The sequence below is a fragment of the Roseococcus sp. SYP-B2431 genome (genome assembly GCF_004336745.1).
GTDB lineage: Bacteria > Pseudomonadota > Alphaproteobacteria > Acetobacterales > Acetobacteraceae > Roseococcus.
On record NZ_SJXD01000031.1, the window covers coordinates 74,025 to 97,888 of the forward strand.

Consider the following 23,864-nt stretch of genomic DNA (forward strand, 5'->3'; position numbering starts at 1 on the left):
TCTCCGTGGATTCAGAAGATGGGCTTCAGATGACGAGCCTCAGATGATTCCGGGCGCGGCGTCGGGATCGACCGCGCGGAGGACGAAGGTCTCGACCTCGGGCGAATAGGCGTCCCACAGCGTGCGCATGGCGGAGATGGCCTCGGGCGCGAGATCCACGCGCAGGTCCACCAGCGGGAAGACCTCGCGCTCCATCACCAGCAGCGCGGCCGAGATCACGGGGCGGCCCTCGCCGCCGGCCGCCTCGCCGGCCTCCATGGCGCGCATCAGGCGCTCGGCCAGGGGCTCGCCCTCGCTCTCCACGAAGGCGGCGGCCATGGCGGAGGGCACGCGGTCGTTGGCCAGGATGTTGCCCATGGCCACGCAGTCCTTCACATGCACCGCGTCCAGCGCGGGCTTCACCGCGGCGCCGTGGAAATGCGCCGTACGGCCCTGGGCGTCGATGCAGGCGAGCTGCCGCCACTTGTGGTGCGGCGTGCTCGCCACCAGCGCGGCCAGGGTCTCCTCCGCCGAGCAGCCGCCCGCCAGCAGCTCGAGCCCGCGCGGCCCCAGGCGCGGATCGGTGCGGTGCTGCGTGAGCACGCCGCCGATGCGCGGCGCCACATGCGGCACGCGCGAGCCGACGGCGAGGCTGGAGGTGGTCACGGCCGCGCCGAACTGCGCCGTGCGGGCGCAACGGCCGAGAAGCGAATAGGTCATGGGCGCAAACTACTCCGCGTCTGGTTCATGTCAGGGGGGCCGAGGCCGGCTTGTCCAGTGAAATCCACCGCGATTGCCCTGCGAGGAGGCAGGCTGCCCAATCCGTCGGCCACGGCCTGGGCACGGACAGCGCCGAACTCGTCATAAGGACCTCCCGCCGGCGAGGGTGACGCGGTGCGTGGCCCGGGTCTAGGCTCCGCGGCGCGGAGGAACCCCATGACCGACATCACTCATTACGCCGCACGGATGGAGCAGGAGCTCCCCTCCATCCTTGCCATGGCCGAGCGCAGCGTGAACATCGACAGCGGCTCCTACATGGCGGAGGGCGTGAACGCGGTCATCGACATCTGGGCCGGCATGCTGGGCGGCCTGGGCTTCGCGGTCGAGCGCCGGCCCCTGCCCGGCTTCGGCGACCAGATGACGGCACGGCTCGCGCTGGGCGGCAACGGGCCGCGGCTGCTGATCCTCGGCCATGCCGACACGGTCTGGCCCGCCGGCATCGCCGCCGAATGGCCCTTCGCGCGTATCGGCGACCGCATCACCGGCCCGGGCGTCGGCGACATGAAGACCAATGTCATCATGGCGATGCATGCGCTGAAATTCCTGCTCGCCGACCAGGCGCTGGGCGGGCTCGCCTCCATCACCTTCTGCGTGGTGCCGGACGAGGAGATCGGCAGCCCCGGCAGCCGCGAATGGCTCGAGGCCGTCGCGCGCGAGGCGGATCTCTGCCTGACGCTGGAGCCCTGCCGGCCCGGCGGCGGCATCTGCATCGGCCGCGGCGCCATCGGCGCGGTCTACCTGACGGCGACGGGCGTCACCGCGCATGTGGGGGCCAACCGCGACAACGGCGCCAGCGCCATCGCCGCCCTGGCCGCGCTCGTCGGGCCACTGGAGGCGCTTGGCGATCCGGCCAATGGCCTCGGCTGCTCCATCGGCATCTTCAAGGGCGGCGAGGCGCGGCAGGTGGTCTCCGGCCATGCCGAGATGCATGTGGACCTCCGCGCGCCGGACGACGCGGCCGCCGAGAAGCTTCTGGCGGAGGTGCGCGCCCTGGTCGCGCGCCCGCCCGCGGACCCGCGCGTCTCCATCGCTTTCCGGGGCGGCTTCACCCGGCCCGCCATGCCGACCCTGCCCGGCACGCTGTCGCTCTATGGGCTGGCGGAGGGCTTCTGCGGGGAGCTGGGCATCCCGGTCTTCTCCGTGGTCTCGCGCGGCGGCTCGGACGGCAGCTTCGCCGCGCGACTCGGCGTGCCGGTGCTGGACGGGCTCGGCCCGATCACCCACGACACCTGCAGCCGGCGCGAGCAGGTGGAGGTGGCGTCCATCGTCACGCGCGGCGCGGTGCTCGCAGGGCTGATGGCCGCGGCCTCCGAAGGCCGCGTGCAGACCTGACCGGCAGGTCCGCGCCGGCGCGGCCGAATTGACGCGCCCCCTTCGCGCTCGCACTCTGCCGGCCCGCATTCGACCAGCAGGGGTTGGTATATTGACCGCAGCGTTCCAGGATCCGTTCACGCCCCCGCCCGGCTATCGCCTGCGCCTGCCGGGCCCGACGGAAGTGCCGGAGGCGGTCCGCGCCGCCCTCGCCCGCCCGATGATCAACCACCGCGGCCCCGAGTTCCGCGCCATGCTGGCCGCGACCGAGGCGCTGATCCGGCCGGTGCTCGGCACGGCGAATCCGGTGGTTTTCCTGGCTGGCTCGGGCACGGCGGCGATGGAGGCGACGCTCGCCAATATCCTCGCTCCCGCCGAGCGCGTGCTGGTGGCCTCGCACGGCCAGTTCGGCGAGCGCTTCGCCGAGATCGCCCGCAGCCTCGGCGCCCAGGTGGACCTGGTGGAATTCACCTGGGGCGAGGCGCCGGACCCGGCGGTCGTGGCGGAGAAGCTGCGCGAGGCGGATTACGGGGCGCTGCTCGTCACCCACAATGAGAGCTCGACCGGCGCGGTGGCCGACCTCGCGGCCCTCGGCCGGCTGGTCCAGGGCACGCGCACGCTGCTCGTCACCGATTCGGTGAGCGGCCTGGCCGGGCTGGAGATGCGGCAGGACGAATGGGGCGTGGACGTGGTGGTCTCCGCCTCGCAGAAGGCGCTGATGTGCCCGCCGGGACTGGGGCTCATCAGCCTGAGCGAGCGCGCCCGCGCCCGCGTGATGCGCAACGAGGCCATGCCGCGCTTCTTCTTCGACCTGCGCAAGGCGCTGGCCAATGCGGAGAAGCACGAGACGCCCTTCACGCCCAGTGTCTCGCATGTGGCGGGGCTGCACGTGGCGCTGACGATGATCGCGGCCGAGACGCTGCCGAAGGTGCTCGCCCGCCACCGCCGCCTGGCCGATGCGCTGCGGGCCGGCGGCGCCGCGATGGGCCTCGGCGAGTTCACCCGCGCGGCGCATCGCTCCTCGACCGTCGTGGTCTTCGAGGTGCCGGCGCGGCTGCAGGGCGGCGACATCGTGCGGCTGATGTACCAGCGCCACGCGACGGTGATCGCCGGCGCGCGCAACCGGCTGCAGGGCAAGGTCATCCGCATCGGCGTGATGGGCGGGCATGACGAGGGCACGATCCTGACCGACCTCATGCAGCTCGAATCCGTGCTGCGCGAGCTGGGGCATGCCGTGGCGCCGGGCGCGGGCGTGGCCGCCGCTGCCGCTTTCCTGGGCAGCCTGCCACCCCCGATGGCGCGGGCCGCGGAATAGCGCGCCTCGAGGTGCTTATAAGGAGTTCACGCGGGGCCCGGCCTCGGCGAGGCTGCGGCATAACCATCCAGGAGCTTCCGTGATGCGGCGCCGCACCCTTCCCGCCCTGGGCATCACGCTCGGCGCCTTCCCTGCCCTGGCGCAGGAGGTGGTGAGCCGGCCGATCCGCATGGTCGTCCCCTTCGCGCAGGGCGGGACAACCGACCTGCTGGCCCGCCTGATCGCCGAGCGCTCCCAGGCCGAGTTCGGCCAGCCCATGGTGGTGGACATCCGCCCCGGCGCCTCGGGCACGATCGGCGCGGCGCAGGTGGCGCAGAGCCGCGGCGACGGCACCACGCTGCTCATGGGCGCGCCGCCCACGCATGCGACGGCGCGGGCGCTCTTCCCCAACCTGCCCTACGACCCCGTGCGCGACTTCGCGCCGGTGGCGCTGGTCGCGACGCTGCCGAACCTCGTCGCCGTCAACAACGCCGTGCCGGTGCGCAGCATCGCCGAGCTGATCGCCTGGTCGAAGGCGCATCCCGGCACCATCAACTACGGCTCGGCCGGGAATGGCGCGACGACGCATCTCTCGGGCGAACTGCTGAAGCTGATGACCGGCGCGGACGTCACGCATATCCCCTATCGCGGCAGCGGCGCGGCGCTGATCGACCTGCTGGGCGGGCAGATCCAGCTCATGTTCGAGAACCTGCCCTCCATCATCGACCATGTGCGCGAGGGGCGCCTGCGCGGCCTGGCCGTCACCTCGCCCCGGCGCAGCCCCTCGGCGCCGGAAATCCCCACCGTCGCGGAGACGGTGCCGGGCTACGAGGCGCTGTCCTGGTTCGGCATCTTCGCGCCGGCCGGCACGCCGGCGCCGCTGGTGCTGCGGCTGCACCAGGGCATCCGGCGCATCATGGCGGACCCCGCCGTCCGCGCCCGTTTCGTGGAGCTCGGCGCCGAGCGCGCCGACGGCCCGCCGGGGGAGCTCGCGGAGCTGGTGCGCGCCGACGCCGAGCGCTGGGGCCGCGTCATCCGCGAAGCCCGCATCACCATCCAGTAGGACGATCCATTGCCCTCGCTCTCCCTCGGCATCGACATCGGCGGCACCTTCACGGACCTCGTGCTCCATGATCCCGCGCATCTCCGCTCCGGCAGCCTGAAGGTGCTGACGACCCATGCGGACCCCGTGCTCGGCATCCTGGAGGGGACGCGGCGGCTGCTGGGCGAGTCCGGCGCGGAGGCCGCCGAGATCGGCCGCGTGGTGCATGCGACGACGCTCTTCACCAATGCGCTGATCGAGCGGAAGGGCGCGCGCACCGCGCTGCTCACCACCGAGGGTTTTGCCGACATCCTGCAGATCGGCCGGGAACGCCGCTACGAGCTCTACGACCTTTCGCTGACGCCGCCGGCACCGCTGGTGCCGGCGGAGCTTCGGCTGGAAGTGCCGGAGCGCGTGAAGGCGGACGGCACCGTGGTGACACCGCTGGACCTGGACGCGCTGGACACCGCCGCGGCGAAGGCGGTGGCATCGGGCGCGGAATCCGTCGCCATCCTTTTCCTGCACAGCGACCTCCATCCCGAGCACGAGCGCGCGGCCGCGCGGCGCCTCGCCGAAAAATTCCCGCAGCTGAATGTGACGGCCTCGCATGCCATCGTGCGCGAGGTGCGCGAATACGAGCGCGGCTCGACCGCCACCGCCAACGCCTATGTCGCGCCGCTGGCCGGCCGCTACCTCGCGCGGCTGTCCGGCGAGCTGGCCGGCCTCGGCATCCGGGCGCCGCTGCTGCTGATGCTCTCCAATGGCGGGCTCACCCATGTGGAGGAGGCGCAGCGCGCGCCCGTGCAGCTGCTGGAATCCGGCCCGGCCGCGGGCGCGCTGGCCGCCGCCCACCTCGCCGGCCCCTCCGAGCCGCGCATCCTCGCCTTCGACATGGGCGGCACCACGGCCAAGCTCTCCGTCGTGGAGCATGGCGAGCCCGAGATCGTCTTCGGCTTCGAGGCCGCCCGCCAGGCGCGCTTCATCGAGGGCAGCGGGCTCCCCATCCGCATCTCCGCCGTGGACCTCATGGAGATCGGCGCGGGCGGCGGCTCCATCGCCCGGCGCGACGCGATCGGCCTGCTGAAGGTCGGCCCGGATTCCGCGGGCTCCGAGCCCGGCCCGGCCTGCTACGGCCGCGGCGGCGCGGCGCCGACGGTGACGGACGCCAACCTGCTGCTCGGCTATCTCGACCCCACGCGCTTCGCCGGCGGCAGCCTGCCCCTCGACCGCGCCGCCGCCGAGGCCGCGATGGACGCGCTGGCGCAATCCCTCGGCATCACGCGCGAGGCCGCCGCCTGGGGCATTCATGACGTGGTGACCGAAGCCATGGCCGGCGCGGCGCGCACGCATCTGGCGGAGCGCGGCCGCGACGCCTCGGGCTTCACCCTCGTTTGCACCGGCGGCGGCGGGCCGGTGCACGGCTACCACCTGGCGCGCAAGCTTGGGATCAAGCGCATGGTCATTCCGCCCGAGGCCGGCGTGGCCTCGGCCTTCGGCCTGCTGACCGCGCCGCCGCGCGTGGACCGCGTGGCGACGCTGGGCCGCCGCCTGCTGGCCTGGAGGGCGGCGGAGCTGGAGGCGGCCTTCGCCGCGCTGGAGGCCGACGCGCAGGCGGTGCTGGAGCGCGGCGGCTTCGCCGAGGGCGCCTCCTCCGAGCGGATCGTAGATGCCCGCTGCACCGGCCAGGGCGCGCATATGCCGGTGGTCCTGCCGCCCGGACCCTGGCCCGCCGACGACGCGGCCCTGCACGCGCTGATCGCGACGGCCTTCGATTCTGCCTATCTGGAGCGCTTCCGCCGCCCGCCCCCCAAGGTGCCGGTCGATCTCGTGCATGCCCGCGTGGTGCTGCGCGGCGCGAAGGCCTCGACCGAGCTCGCCGCGGCCCGCTTCGGCGAGGCGGCCGGCGCGGGCGAGCGGGAAATCCTGGCCGACGGTGTCGCCGGCATGGCAAGGATTCTCGCGCGCGACGGGCTGCGGCCCGGCTTCTCCGCGTCCGGCCCCGCCTTGGTGGAGGAGGCCGGCTCCACCCTCGTCGTCGGCCCGAAGGGACGCCTCACCGTGCTGGACTCCGGAAACATCCTGGTGGAGATCGGCTGATGGCCCTCGATCCCGTGAAGCTGGAGCTGGTCTGGACGCGGCTCATCTCCGCCGTGGACGAGGCCGCCAAGGCCATCGTCCGCACCTCCTTCTCCACGCTGTCCAACGAGGCGAACGACTTCGCCTGCGTGCTGACCGATGCCGACGGCCGCTCGCTCGCGCAGAACACCGGCTCGATCCCGAGCTTCATCGGCACCCTGCCCGCCACCGTCCGCGCCGTCTGCGCCCGCGTGCCGCCGACGGAGATGCGCGAGGGCGACATCTACATCACCAACAACCCCTGGATCGGCACGGGCCATCTGAACGACGTGTGCCTGGTGCGGCCGGTCTTCCTCGACGGCCGGATCGTGGCCTTCGGCGCCACCACCAGCCATGTCCCCGACATCGGCGGGCGCATCCGCAGCACCGAGGCGCGCGAGCTCTTCGAGGAAGGCTTCCACATCCCGCCCATGTGCCTGCTGCGGGAGGGCGTGGCGGATGCGACGCTCATCATCCTGCTGCGCACCAATATCCGCACGCCAGACCAGACGGAGGGCGACATCTGGGCCCAGGCCGCGGCCATCACCCTGATCGGCGACCGCGTGGTCTCGACGATGGAGGATCACGGCCTGGCCGATCTCACCGAGGTCGCGAACGAGATCTTCGGGCGCTCCGAGGTCGCCATGCGGGAACGCCTGCGCAGCATCCCGGACGGCACCTACCACTATGCCTTCGAGACGGACGGGCTCGACCAGCCGTTCCACCTCCAGGTCGAGATCACCGCCCGGGACGGCGAGGTGCTGGTGGACTTCGCCGGCAGCAGCCCGCAGCAGCCGCGCTCGGTGAACTGCCCCTTCACCTATACCCGCGCCATGAGCTGGTTCGTGCTCAAGGCCATGCTGCTGCCCGAGCTGCCCTCCAATGACGGCATTTTCCGGCCGATCCGCATCGCGGCCCCCGAGGGCTCCATCGTGAACCCGAAGGAGCCGGCCTCCGTCGGCGGCCGGGCGGCGACGGGCCACTACGTGCCGGTGCTGATCTTCGGCGCCCTGGCCGAGGCGCTGCCCGACAAGGTGCGCGCGGCACCCGGCAGCCCGCTCTGGATGATGAGCATCGCCGGCCGCGACGCCGCCGACCAGCCCTTCGCCAGCACGCTCTTCTTCAACGGCGGCACCGGCGCGGGCGCCGCGCAGGACGGCGTGGACAGCATCTCCTGGCCCTCCAACATCTCCGCCACGCCGGTCGAGGTGGCCGAGCGCACCGCGCCCGTGCTCATCCATCGCAAGATCTCGCGGCCGGGCTCCGGGGGCGCGGGGCGCCATGCCGGCGGCCGCGGCCACGAGACCGAGGTGGAGAGCGAGGTGGACAACATGGCCGCCGTCTTCGTCACCGAGCGCCTGAAGTTCCCGGCCCCCGGCCTCTTCGGCGGCGGCGCGGGCGCAACCGGCGAGGTGCTCATCGACGGCGAAGCCGCCAATACCCGCCAGCAGCAGGTGCTGAACCGCGGCACGCGCGTCCTCCTGCGCACGCCCGGGGGCGGGGGCTACGGCAAGCCCGGATGAGCTTCCCACGGCGGGAAACGGCGGCCTTCCTGGGCCTCCTCACGGTGATCCTGCTGAACACCCTCGGCCCGGATCTCCTCGCCGACCTCTCGAGCCCCTGGAAGCTCACGCTGCTCTTCCTCTGGCTCTTCCCGCTGATTCTGTGGTGCGCCGTTTCCGTGGTGCGCCATGCCGACTGCCTGGCGCATCTGCTCGGCGAGCCCTACGGCACGCTCATCCTCACCCTCGCGGCCGTGATCATGGAGGTCGCGCTGATCACCTCGGCCATGCTGACCGGCGCGGCCGACCCGCTGCTGGCGCGCGACACCATGTTCGCCGTTCTGATGATCGTGCTGAACGGGCTGATCGGGCTGTCGCTCGTCATCGGCGCGATCCGGAACGGCGAGCAGGAGTTCAACATCTCCGGCGCCTCGGCCTATCTGTCCGTCATCGCGACGCTCTCCGTGCTGACGCTGGTGCTGCCGGCCTTCACCATCTCCACCGCGGACCACACCTATACGCCGCACCAGATGCTGTTCTTCTCGACGGCGGCGCTGCTGCTCTACGGCGTCTTCCTGATGGTGCAGACGCACCGGCACCGCGGCTTCTTCCAGGAACCGGCGCATCGGGGCAGTTCGGGACATGCGCCCCAGACACGGACGGCCCAGGCGCGCACGGTCCCGCATCACGCGCTGATGCTGGTGCTGTCCCTGCTGCCGGTGGTGCTGCTGGCCGAGATGCTCTCAGCCGTGATCGAAAGCGGGGCGCGGCAGCTGCGCCTGCCCTCGGCCTTCGGCGGCGTGCTGATCGCGATGCTGGTGCTGACGGCCGAGGGCATCAGCGCCATCGCCGCCGCCCGCGCCGACCGGCTGCAGCGCGCGGTGAACATCTCGCTGGGCTCGGCGCTCTCCACGATCGGGCTGACCGTGCCGGCGGTGATGCTGATCGCCGTGACGACGGGGCAGCAGGTGATCCTGGGCCTGGCCCAGGAATTCATCGCGCTGCTGGTCCTCACGCTCTTCGTGAGCCTGCTGACCTTCGGCACGGGGCGGACCAATGTGCTGCTGGGCGCGGTGCACCTGATCCTGTTCGCGGCCTATGTGGGGCTGCTGTTCGAGCCGTAGGGAAGGCGGCTACTCCGTGCGGATGAGCCGCACCCGCCGGCCCGCCACGCCCAGCGCGAGCTGCCCGGTCTTCAGCGCCAGCGCATCGGCCCCAAAAACCTCGCGCCGCCAGCCGGACAGGGCGCGGATGTCCGGCTCGCTCTCGCTCGCCAGCCGCTCCAGGTCCTCGGTGTCGGCCAGTAGCTTGGGCGCGACGTGGTGCGCCTCGGCGCTCGCCGCCAGCAGCACCTTGAGCAGGGCGACCAGGGCCGGCGAGGCGCCGGCGCCCTTGCGGGCCTCCAGCGGCAGGGGCAGTGCCTCCTCGGGCAGCTTCTTCGCCTCGACGATCGCGGCGATCAGCGACACGCCCGACTTGCCGCGCGCGAAGCCCTCGGAAACCCCGCGCACGCGGGCCAGCTGCTCCACCGTCTCGGGCGCCGTCGCCGCCACCTCGGCCAGGGATTCGTCCTTCACCAGCCGGCCGCGCGGGATATTGATCCGCTGCGCCTCCGCCTCGCGCCAGGCCGCGGCGGCGCGCAGGACGCCCAGGAAGCGGCGGTTGCCCGACTTGGGCTTCAGCCGCTCCCAGGCCTCGGAGGGCTCGGTGATATAGGTGGAGGGCTCCAGCAGGGCGTCCATCTCCTGCGCCACCCAGTCGAGCCGGCCTTCCTTCATCAGCTTCTCGCGCAGGCTCAGATAGACCCGGCGCAGATGCGTCACGTCGCCGGCGGCATAGGCGATCTGCGAGGCTGAGAGGGGCCGGGCCGACCAGTCGCTGAAGCGGTGCGCCTTGTCGATCGAGGCGCCGGCCAGGGCGCGGACCAGGCTGTCGTAGCTGGCCTGGTCGCCGAAGCCGGCCACCATGGCGGCGACCTGGGTGTCGAAGAGCGGGGTCGGGACGGCGCCGAACTTGAGGAGGAAGATCTCCACGTCCTGCCGGGCGGCATGGAAGACCTTCACCACGGCGGGATCTGCCAGGAGGTCGCCCAGGGGGGCGAGGTCCATGCCCTCGGCCTGGGCGTCCACCACCGCCACGTCCTGGGCGCCTGCCAACTGCACCACGCAGAGCTCGGGCCAATAGGTGCGCTCGCGCATGAACTCGGTATCGACGGTGACGAAGGGTTCGGTGCGCAGCCGGTCGCACAGCTCCGCGAGCTCGGCGGACTGGGTGATCAGGCGTGGGGTCGGGTCTTGCATGCGGGCCATGGCTTCGCTTTGCGGCCGGAACGGCCGGCATGCAAGGGCTTGGTCCGGGACGGGTTGACAGAGCGCCCCCGGGAAGGCCCTTTCCGCCGTCGATCTCCCAGACCTGCAAGGTTCCCATGCACGCCTACCGCACCCACACCTGCGGCGCCCTCCGCGCCGAGTCCGCTGGGCAGACCGCCCGACTCTCCGGCTGGGTGCACCGCAAGCGCGACCATGGCGGCCTGCTCTTCATCGACCTGCGGGACCATTACGGGCTGACCCAATGCGTCATCCCCTCGGGCTCGGCGGTCTTCGCGGCGGCCGATGCCGTGCGGGTGGAGAGCGTCATCACCGTCACCGGCGAGGTCGTGAACCGCGAGCCCGGGACGGTGAATGACAAGCTGCCGACCGGCGCCGTCGAGCTGCGGGTGAAGGAGCTGGTGCTGCAATCCGCCGCCGAGGTCCTGCCCTTCCAGGTCGCCCAGGAGCAGGAGGCGCCGGAGGAGATGCGGCTGCGCTACCGCTTCCTCGACCTCCGCCGCGAGCGGCTCCAGCGCAACATGATCCTGCGCGCGCAGATCATCGACAGCATCCGCCGCCGCATGATCGCGATCGGCTTCAACGAGTTCCAGACGCCGATCCTGACCGTTTCCTCGCCCGAGGGCGCGCGCGACTTCCTGGTGCCGGCCCGCCTGCATCCCGGCAAGTTCTACGCCCTGCCGCAGGCCCCGCAGCAGTACAAGCAGCTCACCATGGTCGCGGGCTTCGACCGCTACTTCCAGATCGCCCCCTGCTTCCGCGACGAGGCCGGCCGCGCCGACCGCACGCTGATGTTCTACCAGCTCGACGTGGAGATGAGCTTCGTCACGCAGGAGGACGTCTTCACCTCCATGGAGCCGGTGATCCGCGGCACCTTCGAGGAATTCGCCGAGGGCCGACATGTCGATGCCGGCCCCTGGCGCCGAATTCCCTATGCCCAGGCCATGCTGGACTACGGCTCGGACAAGCCGGACCTGCGCAACCCGCTGGTGATCCACGACGTCAGCGAGCAGTTCAGGGGCTCGGGCTTCGGGCTCTTCGCCAAGATCACGGCCGGCGGCGGCGTGGTGCGTGCGATCCCCGCGCCGGGCGCCGGCGGCAATCCGCGCAGCTTCTTCGACAAGCTGAACGAGTGGGCGCGCGCCGAGGGCGCCGGCGGCCTCGGCTACATCACCTTCGACGCGGACGGCCCAAAGGGCCCGATCGCCAAGAACCTGGAGGGCGACCGCGCCGAGGCGATCCGCGTGGCCTGCGGCCTGAAGGCCGGCGACGCCGTGTTCTTCGCCGCGGGCAAGGAGGCCGATGCGGCCAAGTTCGCGGGGCAGACGCGGCTGCGGCTGGGCAACGAGCTGGGCCTGACCGAGAAGACCGGCTTCCGCTTCTGCTGGATCACCGACTTCCCCTTCTACGAGCTGAACGAGGAGACCAATCAGGTCGATTTCAGCCACAACCCCTTCTCGATGCCGCAGGGCGAGATGGCGGCGCTGGAGACCCAGGACCCGCTGACCATCCCGGCCTATCAGTATGACATCGTCTGCAACGGCTATGAGATGGCCTCGGGCGCGATCCGCAACCACAAGGCGGAGATCATGGTGAAGGCCTTCGGCATCGCGGGCTATCCGCCCGAGGCCGTGGAGGAGCGGTTCGGCGGCATGCTGAACGCCTTCCGCTACGGCGCCCCGCCGCACGGCGGCATGGCGGCCGGCATCGACCGCATCGTCATGCTGCTGGCCGAGGAGCCGAACCTGCGCGAGGTGAACCTCTTCCCCATGAACCAGCAGGGCGAGGAGCTGATGATGGGCTCGCCCTCCGAGGTGGAGGAGATCCGGCTGAAGGAGCTGTCGATCCGCGTCCAGATGCCGCCGGCCAAGAAGCAGGGCTGAAGCGGATCGCGCTCCGCGAATCAGATCACGATATGGGCGTCGCGCACGAGCTGGCGCCAGCGCGCGAGGTCCGTGGTGACGAGGTCCGCGAGCCTTTCGGGTCCGCTGGGCGGCGCGGCCTCCACGTTCTGCTGCGCCAGGCGGCGCCGGAAGCCCTCCTCCCGTAGCAACTCGTTGACGACGCGGTTCCAGTAGAGGGTCACGCCCGTCGGCGTGCCGGCCGGCCCCATGATCCCGGCCCAGGCCAGGCTCTCGAAATCCGCGACCTCGGGCACGCCCGCCTCGCGCATGCTCGGCACCTCGGGCAGCAGCGGCGAGCGGCTGCGCGCGACCACGGCCAGCGCCTTCACCCGCCCGCCCTGCACCTGCGGCATCGCACTCGTCATCGCGTCGATCATGAACTGCACGCGGCCGGTGGAGAGGTCGAGCAGCGCCTGCGCGCTGCCCCGATAGGGCACCTGCTCCATCCGCGCGCCCGTGAGGCGCGAGAACATCTCGGTATTGAGGTGGCCGGCCGTCCCCATGCCGGGATTGGCCGCGATGTAGCGGCCGGGCGTGGCGCGCATCAGCGCCACCGCCTGGGCCAGGGTGCTCGCCGGGAAATCCGGCGGGACGACGATGAGGAAGCCGGTCCAGCCGATGAGGGCCATCGAGACGAGGTCGCGCGTCACGTCGAAGGGCAGGTTGGGCGTGACGGCGGGGTTCACCACGATGGGCGAATTGCTGGTCAGCAGCAGCGTGTGCCCGTCCGGCGGGGCCGAGGTGACGGCCTGCACGCCGATGGCGCCGGTCGCGCCGGCGCGGTTGTCCACCACGACCTGCACGCCGTGGCGCGCCTGCATCTCCTCGATGAGGACGCGCGCGATGAGGTCGCTCATATTGCCCGGCGGGAAGGGCACGACGATGCGGACCGGACGGGAGGGATAGGTCTGCGCGCGCGCCAGCATCGGCGTGGCGAGCCCGGTCGCGAGAACGGCGCGGCGTGTGAAGCGAAGCATCGTTTCCTCCCCTGTCGCGCCGCGGCTCTCCGGCCGTTCGGCGTCAGCTCGATCGTCTCCAGTCGTCCTGTTGTGCGCGCGGAAGGCCGAGGTTCTCGCGCAGCGTCGTGCCGCGGTACTCCTTGCGGAAGAGGCCGCGGCGCTGCAGCTCGGGCACGACCAGGCGCACGAAATCCTCGTAGGCGCCGGGCATGTGCGTGGCGGCGAGGACGAAGCCGTCGCAGGCCTCGGTCTCGAACCATTCGGCCATGTCGTCGGCAATCTTCCTGGGCGTGCCGTGGAAGCCCGTGAAGTCGCGGATCGTGCCGCGGCCGCTCACCTCCACGAAATCGGCGACAGTGGGGTTCTTCTTGCCCGAGCCCTGCACCACGCGGTCGCGGATGCCCTGGAGGCCCTTGATCCCGGCCAGCTCCTCGTCGGTGAAGGTCTCGTCCAGGCGCTTGCTGGCGAAATCATAGTTCAGCACCTCGGAGAGCAGGGCGAGCGCGTCCACCGGCCTGGCCAGCGCCTCGATCCGCGCCTTCTTCTCGGCCGCCTCGTCCTCCGAGGTGCCGATGATGGAGTAGATGGCGGGGCAGACCTTCACCCCATCCGGGTTGCGGCCGAGGGCGGCGATGCTCTCCTTGAACTCGCGGTAGTTCGCGCGCGCGGCCTCGATGTTGCGCTGGGTGACGAAGATCAGCTCGCCCCAGTTCGCGGCGAAGGTCTTGCCGCGCCCGCTCTGGCCGGCCTGGAGCAGGACGGGGCGGCCCTGCGGCGTGCGCGGCACGGTGAAGGTGCCCTCGACATCGTACCAGCGGCCCTTGTGCTTGAGCCGCCGCACCTTCGCCGGGTCGGCGAAGATGCCGGTCTCGCGGTCGTTCCGGATGGCGTCGTCGTCCCAGGCATCCCAGAGCGAGAGGACGATCTCCAGGAACTCGTCGGCGCGGTCGTAGCGCAGGTCGTGCTCGGGGTGCTCGCTGCGGCCCATATTGCGCGCCTCGCTGTCGTTCAGCGAGGTCACGACGTTCCAGGCCACGCGCCCGCCCAGCATGTGGTCCAGCGTGGCGAAGACGCGGGCGATGTGGAAGGGCTCGTAATAGGTGGTCGAATAGGTGGCGCCGAGGCCCAGCTTCTCCGTCGCGTATCCCATGGCGCTGAGGATGGAGACCGGGTCCATCTTCACCACCCGGACGCCGTTGCGCACCGCCTCGGCATGGTCGCGGCCTAGGATGTCGGGCATGGCGAGCCGGTCGTCGAAGAAGGCCATGTGGAAGCGGCCGTCCTCGAGGATGCGCGCGATGCGCTGGTAGTATTGCGGCTTGAGATAGTCCTGCATCGTCTCGGGGTGGCGCCAGGAGCCGGCATAGTTCGAGCAGTTCTGCGCCTGGAGGAAGGCGACCAGGGCCATTTCGCCGCGTCGTGACATTCTTGGATATTTCCTCAGCCGTTCAGCGCCTCGGTGAGCGCGACGGTATCCGGCGCGGAATCGAGCCCCATGACAAGCTCCAGAACCCGCTGCGCCCGGTCCGCGGAGAAGACGCGGCGGGCGTTGTCGGTGAACTTCCGCTCGACATCCGCCGACGAGAGCGGATTGCCGTCGGAGCCGCGGTTCATCGGCTCGCGATGGGTGAGCGTGCGGCCGTCCATCGTCTCGATGGCCAGCTCGCCGCCATAGTAGCGGGGGAAGTTCAGCGTCTCGTCCAGCTCGTAGCCCGTGCGGTCGCAGAGCGCCAAGGCACGGGGATCGCGGATCCTGTCCTCCTCCAGCTCGTCCAGCGTGAAGCGGCCGTGCAGCAGGCAGGAGGCGATGGCGTAGTGCACGCTGAACTGCGCGTCGTAGGAATTGGCGGGCCGCCGCTTCGAGGCCTCGGGCTCGCAGACCACCTTCACCTGGCGCGGGTGGATGCGGGCGGTGACGCGCTTCACCTCCTCCGGCCGCAGCCCATGCGCCGCGCGCAGCGCCAGCGCCGCATCGGCGAAGGCGTGGTTGAAATGGCAGGCGGGATAGGGCTTCAGCGCGTTGTTGCGCATCTCCCAGAGCTCGCCAAGCGCATCAGTGCAGCGGGAGAGATCGCCCGGCGTCTTCTCCTGCAGGTGCATGCGGAAGAGGCCGAAGCGCCCCTCATAGGCCGCCGGCGGTGCCTTGAAGCCGCCGCGCCCCAGCGCCACCGCCGTGATCGCATTCGCCCCCGCGAAGCCGGGATGCAGCCGCTTGGTCCAGGAGCCATCCTCCAGGAATTCCAGCGAGCCCGCCGCCGTCGAGAGCAGGATGCCCTGCGCCGCCGCGATCTGCGCGGCCGTGGCGCCGGCCAACCGCCCCGCCGTCAGCGCGCAGCCGAAGGTGCCGACCATGCCCGTGGGGTGGAAGCCGACCTGGTGGAACAGGCTCTGCGCCGCCGCGCCGATCCGCGCCGAGGCCTCGATGCCGAGGATATAGGCCAGCACCGCCTCGGCCCCGCTCGCCCCGTGCTCGCGCGCCATGTGCAGCGCCGTGGGCACCGCGCTCGCCGAGGCGTGCACCACCGAATCCGAATGCGTGTCGTCGTAGTCCAGCCCGTGGATGAAGCTGCCGTTCACCAGCACCGCGTCGCGCAGCGGCAGCCGCATGGGCAGGCCGACCACGGGATGCGTCCCCTGCCCTGCAAGCCCGCCGATCGCCAGCGCGGTGCGCCGCGCGAAGTCGAAGCCCGAGGCGGCCAGCGCGATGCCCAGCGCGTCCAGCATGTGGCGCTTCGCCTGGGCCACCACATCGGCCGGAATCTCCTCCCAGCGCAGCGAGGTCGCGAATTCGCCGAGCTGCGTGGAGATCGGCGTGCCGACGCTGGCGTCGAGGCTCTGCGGCAGGCTGTCCATGGCGTTCTCCCTCGCGGCGTGTTCCACGCCTTCGGCGGCATGATGTGCAGTCCGGACATTCCTGTCAAAGGTCCGGACAAGACTGTCTTGCTGCCGACGGGAGCGCCGCCTAGCGTGAGGCATGAGCGCACCAAACCGCACCTTCCTCTTCGCCCCCGGCGACCATGAGCGCCGCGCGGGCAAGGCGCTGACCCTCGATGCGGACGCCGTCATCCTGGACCTGGAGGACGCGGTCGCGATCGCCGCCAAGGTGGCCGCGCGCGACCATGTCCGCGCCCTGCTGGAGCGCCCGCGCACCGGCCGCGCCTTCATCCGGGTGAATGCCTTCGACACCGAGTTCTGCTTCGGCGACGTGCAGTCCATCATCGCCGCGCGGCTCGACGGAATCGTCCTGCCCAAGCTGGAATCCGCGGCCCAGCTCGTCGCCGTGGACTGGATGATCTCCGCGCTGGAGCGCGCGCAGGGCCTGCCCGATCGCGGCATCGAGGTCATGCCCATCATCGAGACGGCGCGCGGCATGGCCGGGCTCGGCGCGCTGGCCGCCGCCGCCGCCACGCTCGGCGGCCGGGTGCGCCGGCTGGCCTTCGGCGCGGGCGACTACACGCTCGACCTCGGCCTGAGCTGGGGCCTGGCGGAGACGGAGCTGGAGGCCGCCCGCGCCCAGATGGTGGTGCAAAGCCGCGCCGCCGGGCTGGAGGCGCCCATCGACACCGTCTGGATCGAGCTGCGCGAGGCCGAGGCCTTCGCCGCCTCCTGCAAGCGCGGCGTGGCGCTGGGGTTCCAGGGGAAGATGTGCATCCATCCGGACCAGATCGCGGTGGCCAATGCGGCCTTCTCGCCTTCCGAGGCCGAGATCGCGCGAGCGAAGACGATCGCCGCGGCCTTTGCGGAGGCGGAGGCGAAGGGGCTGGCCTCGATCCAGGTGGAGGGGCGGTTCGTGGACTACCCTATCGTCGAGCGGGCGCTGCGGGTGCTGAAGCTGGCGGACAGAATACGACAGTAAGGATGGGGCTCCGCCCCATGCCCCGCTGGGGATCGTGTCGATCCCCAGGCCCCTGACGCAACTTCAGGTTTGCGCCATGCGCGCCAGACCCACCAGGCCGGGCTGCTTGTGGGTGATCAGGCGGATCGGGATGCGCGTCAGGTAGTCGCGCATGCGGGGGCGGTCGCGGAAGCGCTCCAGGAATGCCTCGCGCGGCAGCATCCCGGCGAAGGACTGCGCCACGCCGCCCGCCAGATACACGCCGCCGCGCGCGCCCAGCGTCAGCGCCACGTCGCCGCAGAAGCCGCCCAGCGCCCGCCAGAACACCGCCACCGCCTCCAGCGCGACGGGATCGCCCGCCTCCGCCGCCTCGTCGATCCCCGCGCCGTCCAGGGCCGGCGCCTTCACCCCGCGCAGCCGCGCGATCCCCTCATGCAGCGTCGAGAGCCCCACGCCGCCCAGCAGGTCCTCCGTCGAGACCGCGCCCTGCCGCTCGCGCAGCCAGGCCAGCAGCGCCTCCTCCATCGCGTCGCGCGGGGCGAAGCTCGCATGGCCGGCCTCCGTCGCCAGCACGCCGAGCCCGGGCAGGAATGCCGCCACGCCGAGCCCCGTTCCCGGCGCCACCACGGCCATCGGCGCGCCCGCGACGGGCACGCCCTCGGCCCAGGTCTCGACCTCCTCCGCCTCCAGCGCCGGCAGCGACCAGGCCATGGCCTCCAGGTCGTTCACCAGCCGCATCCTCGCGAGGCCGAGCTCGCCGGCCAGTTCAGCCGCATCCAGCGCCCAGGTCGCATTGGTGAGCCGCGCGCGCCCCTCCGAGATCGGCGCCGCCACGGCCAGGATGGCCTCCTGGGGCGCGCCACCCAGCGCCGCCAGCGCCGCGCGGATCGCGGGCGCCGGCGTCGCGTGGTCGGCCACGCGCTGGGCCGCCACCTGGCCGAAGCGGCCCTCGCGGGCCAGGGCGAAGCGGGCGCGCGTGCCGCCGAGATCGGCGATCAGAACTTCATGCATGCCGGTGAAAGCCTCCCATCGCCGGGGGTAACGCCCTTACAGGCGGTTTGACATCACCCGATCGCGGCGGCGTCCTCGGCCAGCGCGATCAGGCTCTCCATCCGCGGCAGGAGATCCATGGCGACGAACTCGCCGTCGACCAGCGCCGTGGCCTCGCCGCGGGCGGCCGCCTCGCGATAGGCGGCCACGAAGCGACGGGCCCTCGCGACCTCGGCCGCGTCGGGCGTGAAGGCGGCGTTCACGGGCGCGATCTGGTCCGGGTGGAAGACGACCTTGCCCGAGAAGCCGAGCTCCCGCGCCGCCTCGGCATCGGCGCGCGTGCCTTCCACGTCCCGCAGGCCGAGCAGGAAGGGCGCGTCGATCGCCTGGGCGCCCACCGCGCCGGCCGCGGCGGCGATGGTCGCGCGGGGGAATTCCAGCCCGCGGCGGGTCAGGGCCCCGCCGGTTTGCAGCGTGTAGTCGCCCGGGCCGAAGAAGATCCCGGCGAGGTTCGGCGAGGCATCGGCGATGGCCAGCGCGTTCAGTACCCCGCGCGGCGTCTCGATCGTCGCGATGACGGCGATGCCCGGCGCCAGCCGGGCGAGCCTCGCGTCCAGCTCCAAAAGTGCCTCCGGGCCTTCCACCTTGGGGATCAGCACCGCGTCCAGCCGGTCCCAGGGCAGCGCCGCGAGGTCGAGCGCGAATTCCGCCGTGCCGAGGCCGTTGATCCGCACCGCGCGCTCGCGCCGGCCGAACGCCACCTCGCGCAGCACGGCGGCGACGTTGGCGCGGGCCTCCGCCTTGCGCGCGGGCGGCACGCCGTCCTCGAGGTCGAAGGCCAGGCTGTCGGCGGCGAGCGTGGCGGCCTTCTCCAGCCGCTCCCGGCGATGGCCAGGCGTGATCATCATCGAGCGGCGCAGGCGGGGCTTCATGCGCGGATCCCCGGCGGAGGCTTCACTCCCAGGCCGGAGAAGCCGCTCTCCAGGATCACGTCGCGGAAGGCGGCCTCGGCGCGGTCCGGGTCGCGCGAGGCCAATGCGCCCAGCAGCCGGTCGTGATTGAGCAGCACGGCCTGGCTCCCCTCGGGCCCCTCCCGCTCGAAGGCCGGATGCCGGTGCAGGAAAAGGCGCACCAGGTTGCTCATCGAGAGCCAGGAGCGCAGCAGGAATTCGTTGCCGGAGTGGCGGCAGACCATCTCGTGGAAGCGCCAGTCCTCGTCGCGCCACTCGCTGGTGCGATCGCCCAGCGCCGCCACGCGGATGCGCTGGTGCTGGGCCGCCAGCTCGGCCAGGATCGACGGGGTGCAGCGCGCCGCCACCAGCCGCGCGGCCAGCCCCTCCAGCATCGCCCGCATCACCACCATCTGCGCGGCCTCGTCCGGCGAGACGCTTCGCACGCGGGGCGAATGGCCGGGCTGGCGTTCCACCAGCTGCTCGGCCTCCAGCGCCTTCAGCGCCTCGCGCAGCGGGCCCCGGCTGACGCCGAAGCGGGCCGCCAGCGTGGCCTCGATGATCCGCTCGCCGGGGGTGAGCTCGCCGGCGCGCATCGCCTCGACCATGCGCGCGGCCAGGGTCTCGGCGAGCGAGGCCCGCGGCGGCAGGGTCCAGCGCGGTTCCATCAGATCACCTGGAGACCCTTGAGCCGGTCGATCTCGGCCTGGTCCAGCTTCATCCAGCCGCGATAGACCTCGTCATTGTGCTCGCCCATCGAGGGGCCGAGCCACTTCACGCCGCCCGGGGTGTCGGTGAGCCGCGGCACGACGTTGGGAATGGCCAGCTCGCCCACGCGGTCGTCCTTCACCGTGAGGATGTTTTCGCGGGCCGCGTATTGCGGGTCCTGGAAGATCTCGTCGATGGAATAGACGGGGCCGAAGGGCACCTCGTTCGCCTCGCAGACGGCCTGGAGTTCGTCGCGGGTGTGCTGCGCGGTCCATTTGCCGACGTATTCGTCGACGATCTCGCGCTCCGCCTCGCGCCGCCGCACGGTCCCCCATTTCCCCTCGCCGCCCCATTCCGGCACGCCCATGGCGCCGGCAAGTCGCGAAAAGATCTTGTCGCTGGTGCAGGCGATGGCGATCCAGCGGCCGTCCTTCGTCGGATAGTGGCTGTGCGGCACGACGTTCACGGTGCCGGGCCCCATCCGCTGACGGATATAGCCGTTGAGCTGGAAGGAGGGCGCCAGCTCGTCGAGGATGCGGAAGATCGGCTCGTAGAGGCCGATGTCGACCACCTGCCCCTTCCCCGTCTTCTCCCGCGCCTGCATGGCGAGCAGCGCCCCGAAGGCGCCGTAGAGCCCGGCCAGGTAGTCCGGGATGGTGGCCGAGCCCGGCGTCACCGGCGGCCGGTCGGGATAGCCGGCGAGGAAGGAGAGCCCGCCGAAGGCATTGCCGATGCGGCCGAATCCCGGGCGGCCCTTGTAGGGCCCGGTCTGCCCGAAGCCGGAAATGCGGACCATGATGAGGCGCGGATTCACCTCCTGCATCACGTCCCAGCCGAGGCCCCATTTCTCCAGCGTACCGGGCTGGAAGTTCTCCACCAGGATGTCGGCCTCGGCGACCATGCGCTTCAGCAGCGCGGCGCCGTCCGGCTTGCGCAGGTCCAGCGTCGCGGATTTCTTGTTCCGGCATTCGGAGAGCCAGGGCAGCGTCTCGCCGCATTCCGTGACGCTGCCAAACTTGCGCAGCGGGTCGCCCACGATGGGCAGTTCGAGCTTGATGACCTCGGCGCCGAATTCCGCGAGCTGGGTGGAGCAGAAGGGCCCCGCGAGAAAGCTCGACACGTCCACGACGCGGACACCGTCGAGCGGCTGGGGGCGGGGTTCGGGCATGTGTCTCCTCGGAATTTGGTTGCAGACAGTCTGCACGCGCCAAATTTGTCCGGTCAAGATGAGCCCGAGACATGGCCCTGAAGGATCGCCGTGCCGCCCACCGCCCGGCGGGCTGAGGCGGGGTTCTCCACGCCCCTCTCACTACCCGTTCAGCAGCGCGTCGATCTGCGCCTGCGCCAGGTCCTCGGCCGTGGCCGGCGCGGCCACCGTGCGAAGCTGCGTCCGCACCTCCACCCGCGGCCCGCGCGGCCGCGCGGGATCCTGCGGCAGGAAGCGCTCCAGCACCGATTCCACCTGCTGAAGGTGCTGGATCGCGCGCCGGATCCTCTGCCCCGTGACGTCCTGGAAGCTGCAGGCCTCGAAGATGGAGTTCACCCTGCCGGCCAGGGTCTCGATCGCGTCCGGATCCCGCTCGCCGCGCTGGATCCAGTCCTGGATGGCCTCCGCCGCCTCCATGATGGTGTTCGCCGCCGACTCGGTCGCGAGCACCACCGCCTCCAGCTCCACGCCGCTGTTGCGGGTCGATGCCGTCGGCACCGCGACCAGGCGCGCGATCCTCTCCTGAACCTGCGCGAGCTCGCGCGAGATGCGCTCCTCCGTCATGTCGGCGAGCTGTACGCTCGCATGCAGCTCCGCGCTCAACTCGGCGATGCGGCGGTCCACGAAGCGCTGCAGCTCGGCGAAGAGGGGCCGGAACTCGGCCTGCACCGCGCCGCGCAGCTCGGCCTGAATATCGGTCTCTCGTTTCAGCATCCTGCGCCCCGGGTGTCATCTCTCCCTCCTAGCGCGGGACCGATGAAGCGCCGGTTAACGCGAAAGTCCGGCCTCGTTAGGGTTTCGGCAAGGCGCGCGCCCTACACACGGCTCATCGAGACGGGATGGGACAGGCGCATGCGTATCCGAGCACTCTTCAACTGGGCCATGCTGGGCCTGGCCGCCGCCGGCGCCATGGCATCCGGCTCCATCGCCTGGGATCACTGGCAGCGCGGCGTCGCCGCGCGGGAGGCCACCCGCCAGACCGAGGCCGCCGCCGGCCTGCTGCGCCTCACCGAGAAGCTCGTGATCGAGCGCGGCAACTACATGATCCGCGTGGCCAGCACCGCCCCCGCCGACGCGGCGCTGCTGGCGCGCCTCGCCGGGATCGCGCGCGACACGGACGCCGCCCTGGCCGAGGCGCTGACCGGCCTCCGCGGCACGCATGGCATGGAGGAGCACATCCGGCGCGTCGAGGCGATCGGCCCGCAGCTCCTGGCGCTTCGCCCGGCGATGAACGCGCTCATCCAGCTTGCGCCGGACCGGCGGGACGCCGCGCAGCGCGCCCGCCCGGAACAGGTCTACAACACCGCGCTGGAGACGATCGGCACGGCCCTCGGAGCCAGCCATCGGGACATCGCGCGCGGCGGGCGCGGGCTGGACATGCTGATCCTCGTCGCGCGGCTCAGCTGGGATCTGCGCGACGCGGCGGGCCGACGCATCGTCCCCATCTCCACCGCCGTGAACAGCGGCCGCGCGCTCACCGCGCCGGAGCTGGAGACCATCGCCGGCGCGGGCCGCTCGCTCGACCTCGTCTGGTCGCAGGTGAGGATGCTGGCGGCGCTGATGGACCAGCCGCCGCGCCTGGCGGCCGCCATCGCGGAGGTGCAGAGCCGCTACTTCGGCGACGCGACGCGCCAGACGGAGGCGCTGGTCACGGCCGGCCGCGCGGGCAGCGCCTATCCGCTGACGCCGGCGCAGTTCACCAGCTTCGCGACGCCCGAGATGCAGCGGCTGCTGCTGGTGCGGGACGCCGCGCTGGCCGAGGCGACCGCGCTGGCCGGGGCCGAGCAGGCCCGGGAGAACATGGCCCTCGCGCTCGCGCTGGGCGCCGCGGTCCTGCTCGGCATCGGCCTGGGGCTCTTCGCCTGGCTGCTGAACCGCCGGGTGGTCACGCCCGTCCTCGCCATCACCGCGACGGTCGAACGGCTCGCGCAGGGCGACCATGCCGTCGAGGTCCCGTTCCGCGACCGCGCCGACGAGATCGGCAGTATGGCGGCGGCCGTCGAGGTGCTGCGCGAGAGGGGGCTGCAGGCGCAGCAGCTGGCGGCGGCCGCCGCCGCGGAGCAGGCGGCCAAGGCCGCCCGCGCCGACCGCACCGAGGGGCTGATCCGCCGCTTCGAGACGGAGGTGGGCGAGGTGCTCGGCGCCGTCGCCGGCGCCGCCGCCCCGCTGAATGCCACCGCCGACCGGATGGGGGAGGCCGCGGAAGCGGCCAAGACCCAGGCCGGCGCCATGGCCGTCGCGGCTGGCGCCGCCTCCTCCAATGTGCACACCGTCGCGGCCTCCACCGAGGAGCTCGCGGCCAGCATCTCCGAGGTTGCGCGCCAGGTGGCCGAGAGCGCCCGCATCGCCCATCGCGCCGCCGAGGACGCCCGGGCGACGGACGCGGCCGTGGCCGGCCTCGTCGAGGTCGCGCAGCGGATCGGCGACGTGATCGGGCTGATCAATTCCATCGCCTCGCAGACCAACCTGCTGGCGCTCAACGCCACCATCGAGGCCGCGCGCGCGGGCGATGCCGGCAAGGGCTTCGCCGTCGTCGCGGGCGAGGTGAAGGCGCTGGCGGCGCAGACCGCCAAGGCCACCGAGCAGATCGGCCTGCAGATCGGCGCCATGCAGACGGAGACCGGCCGCGCGGCCGAGGCCATCCGCGGCATCGGCCAGACCATCGACGAGCTCAGCGCCATCGCGACCCAGGTCGCCGCCGCCGCCGAGCAGCAGGCCGCCGCCACGCAGGAGATCGGCCGCGCCGTCGCCGAGGCCGCCACCGGGACCGAGGAGGTCTCGCGCCAGACGGCGGAGGTGATCGAGGGCGCCGAGACCACCGCGGCCGCGACCGCGGGGCTCCGCGAGGCCTCGTCCAGCCTCTCGCGCCATGCCGATACGCTTCGAGGCAAGGTGGACGGCTTCCTGGACACGATCCGGGCAGCGTGAGTCCCGCCGGGGAAAAGGGGATGCCGCCTGCCC

General features: G+C 71.9%; 19 protein-coding genes. 9 read left to right on the forward strand and 10 right to left on the reverse strand.

What is annotated here, in order from left to right:
- Positions 1-39 precede the first annotated feature (39 nt).
- Entirely contained in the window at positions 40-699 is a 660-nt protein-coding gene (locus EJV46_RS22255; RefSeq protein WP_131550934.1) for a DUF1028 domain-containing protein, read from the reverse strand.
- Between the two features lie 216 nt (positions 700-915).
- On the opposite strand from EJV46_RS22255, the gene EJV46_RS22260 reads away from it, so the two are divergent.
- From EJV46_RS22260 to EJV46_RS22285, 6 genes are all read left to right on the forward strand, one after another.
- A complete protein-coding gene (locus EJV46_RS22260; protein ID WP_131550935.1) occupies positions 916-2,091 on the forward strand; it encodes a M20/M25/M40 family metallo-hydrolase in 1,176 nt (391 codons plus the stop codon).
- A gap of 91 nt (positions 2,092-2,182) precedes the next feature.
- Complete coding sequence (locus EJV46_RS22265; RefSeq protein WP_131550936.1) at positions 2,183-3,385, forward strand: alanine--glyoxylate aminotransferase family protein; 1,203 nt, start codon at positions 2,183-2,185, stop codon at positions 3,383-3,385.
- A gap of 82 nt (positions 3,386-3,467) precedes the next feature.
- The gene (locus EJV46_RS22270) at positions 3,468-4,427 is read left to right on the forward strand and encodes a tripartite tricarboxylate transporter substrate binding protein (RefSeq protein ID WP_165585687.1); all 960 of its coding nucleotides are present in this window, start codon (positions 3,468-3,470) and stop codon (positions 4,425-4,427) included.
- A 9-nt stretch (positions 4,428-4,436) separates the two neighbouring features.
- Positions 4,437-6,503, forward strand: a complete 2,067-nt coding sequence (locus EJV46_RS22275; protein WP_131550938.1) for a hydantoinase/oxoprolinase family protein — start codon at positions 4,437-4,439, stop codon at positions 6,501-6,503.
- The gene (locus EJV46_RS22280) at positions 6,503-8,044 is read left to right on the forward strand and encodes a hydantoinase B/oxoprolinase family protein (RefSeq protein WP_131550939.1); all 1,542 of its coding nucleotides are present in this window, start codon (positions 6,503-6,505) and stop codon (positions 8,042-8,044) included. The genes EJV46_RS22275 and EJV46_RS22280 overlap by 1 nt, the downstream gene beginning before the upstream one ends.
- Complete coding sequence (locus EJV46_RS22285) at positions 8,041-9,147, forward strand: calcium:proton antiporter (RefSeq protein ID WP_131550940.1); 1,107 nt, start codon at positions 8,041-8,043, stop codon at positions 9,145-9,147. The genes EJV46_RS22280 and EJV46_RS22285 overlap by 4 nt, the downstream gene beginning before the upstream one ends.
- Positions 9,148-9,156: 9 nt before the next feature.
- Here the strand turns inward: EJV46_RS22285 and rnd are convergent, their stop codons facing one another.
- On the reverse strand, positions 9,157-10,332 hold the full coding sequence (gene rnd, locus EJV46_RS22290) for a ribonuclease D (protein WP_131550941.1): 1,176 nt from the start codon (positions 10,330-10,332) through the stop codon (positions 9,157-9,159).
- Between the two features lie 116 nt (positions 10,333-10,448).
- Between rnd and aspS the strand changes: the two genes are divergently transcribed.
- A complete protein-coding gene (gene aspS / locus EJV46_RS22295) occupies positions 10,449-12,233 on the forward strand; it encodes an aspartate--tRNA ligase (protein WP_131550942.1) in 1,785 nt (594 codons plus the stop codon).
- A gap of 20 nt (positions 12,234-12,253) precedes the next feature.
- On the opposite strand, the gene EJV46_RS22300 is transcribed toward aspS, so the two are convergent.
- Genes EJV46_RS22300 through EJV46_RS22310 form a run of 3 tightly spaced genes read right to left on the reverse strand, consistent with a single transcriptional unit; the run spans position 12,254 to position 16,066 of the window.
- The gene (locus EJV46_RS22300; protein WP_131550943.1) at positions 12,254-13,231 is read right to left on the reverse strand and encodes a tripartite tricarboxylate transporter substrate binding protein; all 978 of its coding nucleotides are present in this window, start codon (positions 13,229-13,231) and stop codon (positions 12,254-12,256) included.
- A 43-nt stretch (positions 13,232-13,274) separates the two neighbouring features.
- A complete protein-coding gene (locus EJV46_RS22305; protein ID WP_131550944.1) occupies positions 13,275-14,639 on the reverse strand; it encodes an LLM class flavin-dependent oxidoreductase in 1,365 nt (454 codons plus the stop codon).
- 14 nt (positions 14,640-14,653) lie between these two features.
- Entirely contained in the window at positions 14,654-16,066 is a 1,413-nt protein-coding gene (locus EJV46_RS22310) for an MmgE/PrpD family protein (protein WP_131550945.1), read from the reverse strand.
- Positions 16,067-16,187: 121 nt separating this feature from the next.
- On the opposite strand from EJV46_RS22310, the gene EJV46_RS22315 reads away from it, so the two are divergent.
- Positions 16,188-17,069 carry a CoA ester lyase gene (locus EJV46_RS22315; protein ID WP_131550946.1) on the forward strand — a complete coding sequence of 294 codons (882 nt, stop codon included), beginning with the start codon at positions 16,188-16,190 and terminating at the stop codon, positions 17,067-17,069.
- Between the two features lie 63 nt (positions 17,070-17,132).
- Here the strand turns inward: EJV46_RS22315 and EJV46_RS22320 are convergent, their stop codons facing one another.
- The 5 genes from EJV46_RS22320 to EJV46_RS22340 all read right to left on the reverse strand — a co-directional run bounded on the left by EJV46_RS22320 (position 17,133) and on the right by EJV46_RS22340 (position 21,617).
- Positions 17,133-18,059, reverse strand: a complete 927-nt coding sequence (locus tag EJV46_RS22320) for a glucokinase (protein WP_131550947.1) — start codon at positions 18,057-18,059, stop codon at positions 17,133-17,135.
- Between the two features lie 53 nt (positions 18,060-18,112).
- A complete protein-coding gene (locus EJV46_RS22325) occupies positions 18,113-18,970 on the reverse strand; it encodes a CoA ester lyase (protein ID WP_131550948.1) in 858 nt (285 codons plus the stop codon).
- On the reverse strand, positions 18,967-19,656 hold the full coding sequence (locus EJV46_RS22330; protein ID WP_131550949.1) for a GntR family transcriptional regulator: 690 nt from the start codon (positions 19,654-19,656) through the stop codon (positions 18,967-18,969). Before EJV46_RS22330 ends, EJV46_RS22325 begins: the two co-directional genes overlap by 4 nt.
- Positions 19,656-20,864: a CaiB/BaiF CoA-transferase family protein gene (locus EJV46_RS22335; RefSeq protein ID WP_131550950.1), complete on the reverse strand. Its 1,209-nt coding sequence runs from the start codon at positions 20,862-20,864 to the stop codon at positions 19,656-19,658. Before EJV46_RS22335 ends, EJV46_RS22330 begins: the two co-directional genes overlap by 1 nt.
- A 141-nt stretch (positions 20,865-21,005) precedes the next feature.
- Positions 21,006-21,617: a protein phosphatase CheZ gene (locus EJV46_RS22340; protein ID WP_131550951.1), complete on the reverse strand. Its 612-nt coding sequence runs from the start codon at positions 21,615-21,617 to the stop codon at positions 21,006-21,008.
- A 138-nt stretch (positions 21,618-21,755) separates the two neighbouring features.
- Here EJV46_RS22340 and EJV46_RS22345 point away from each other — a divergent pair, with 138 nt between their 5' ends.
- The gene (locus EJV46_RS22345) at positions 21,756-23,831 is read left to right on the forward strand and encodes a methyl-accepting chemotaxis protein (protein WP_165585688.1); all 2,076 of its coding nucleotides are present in this window, start codon (positions 21,756-21,758) and stop codon (positions 23,829-23,831) included.
- Positions 23,832-23,864 lie beyond the last annotated feature (33 nt).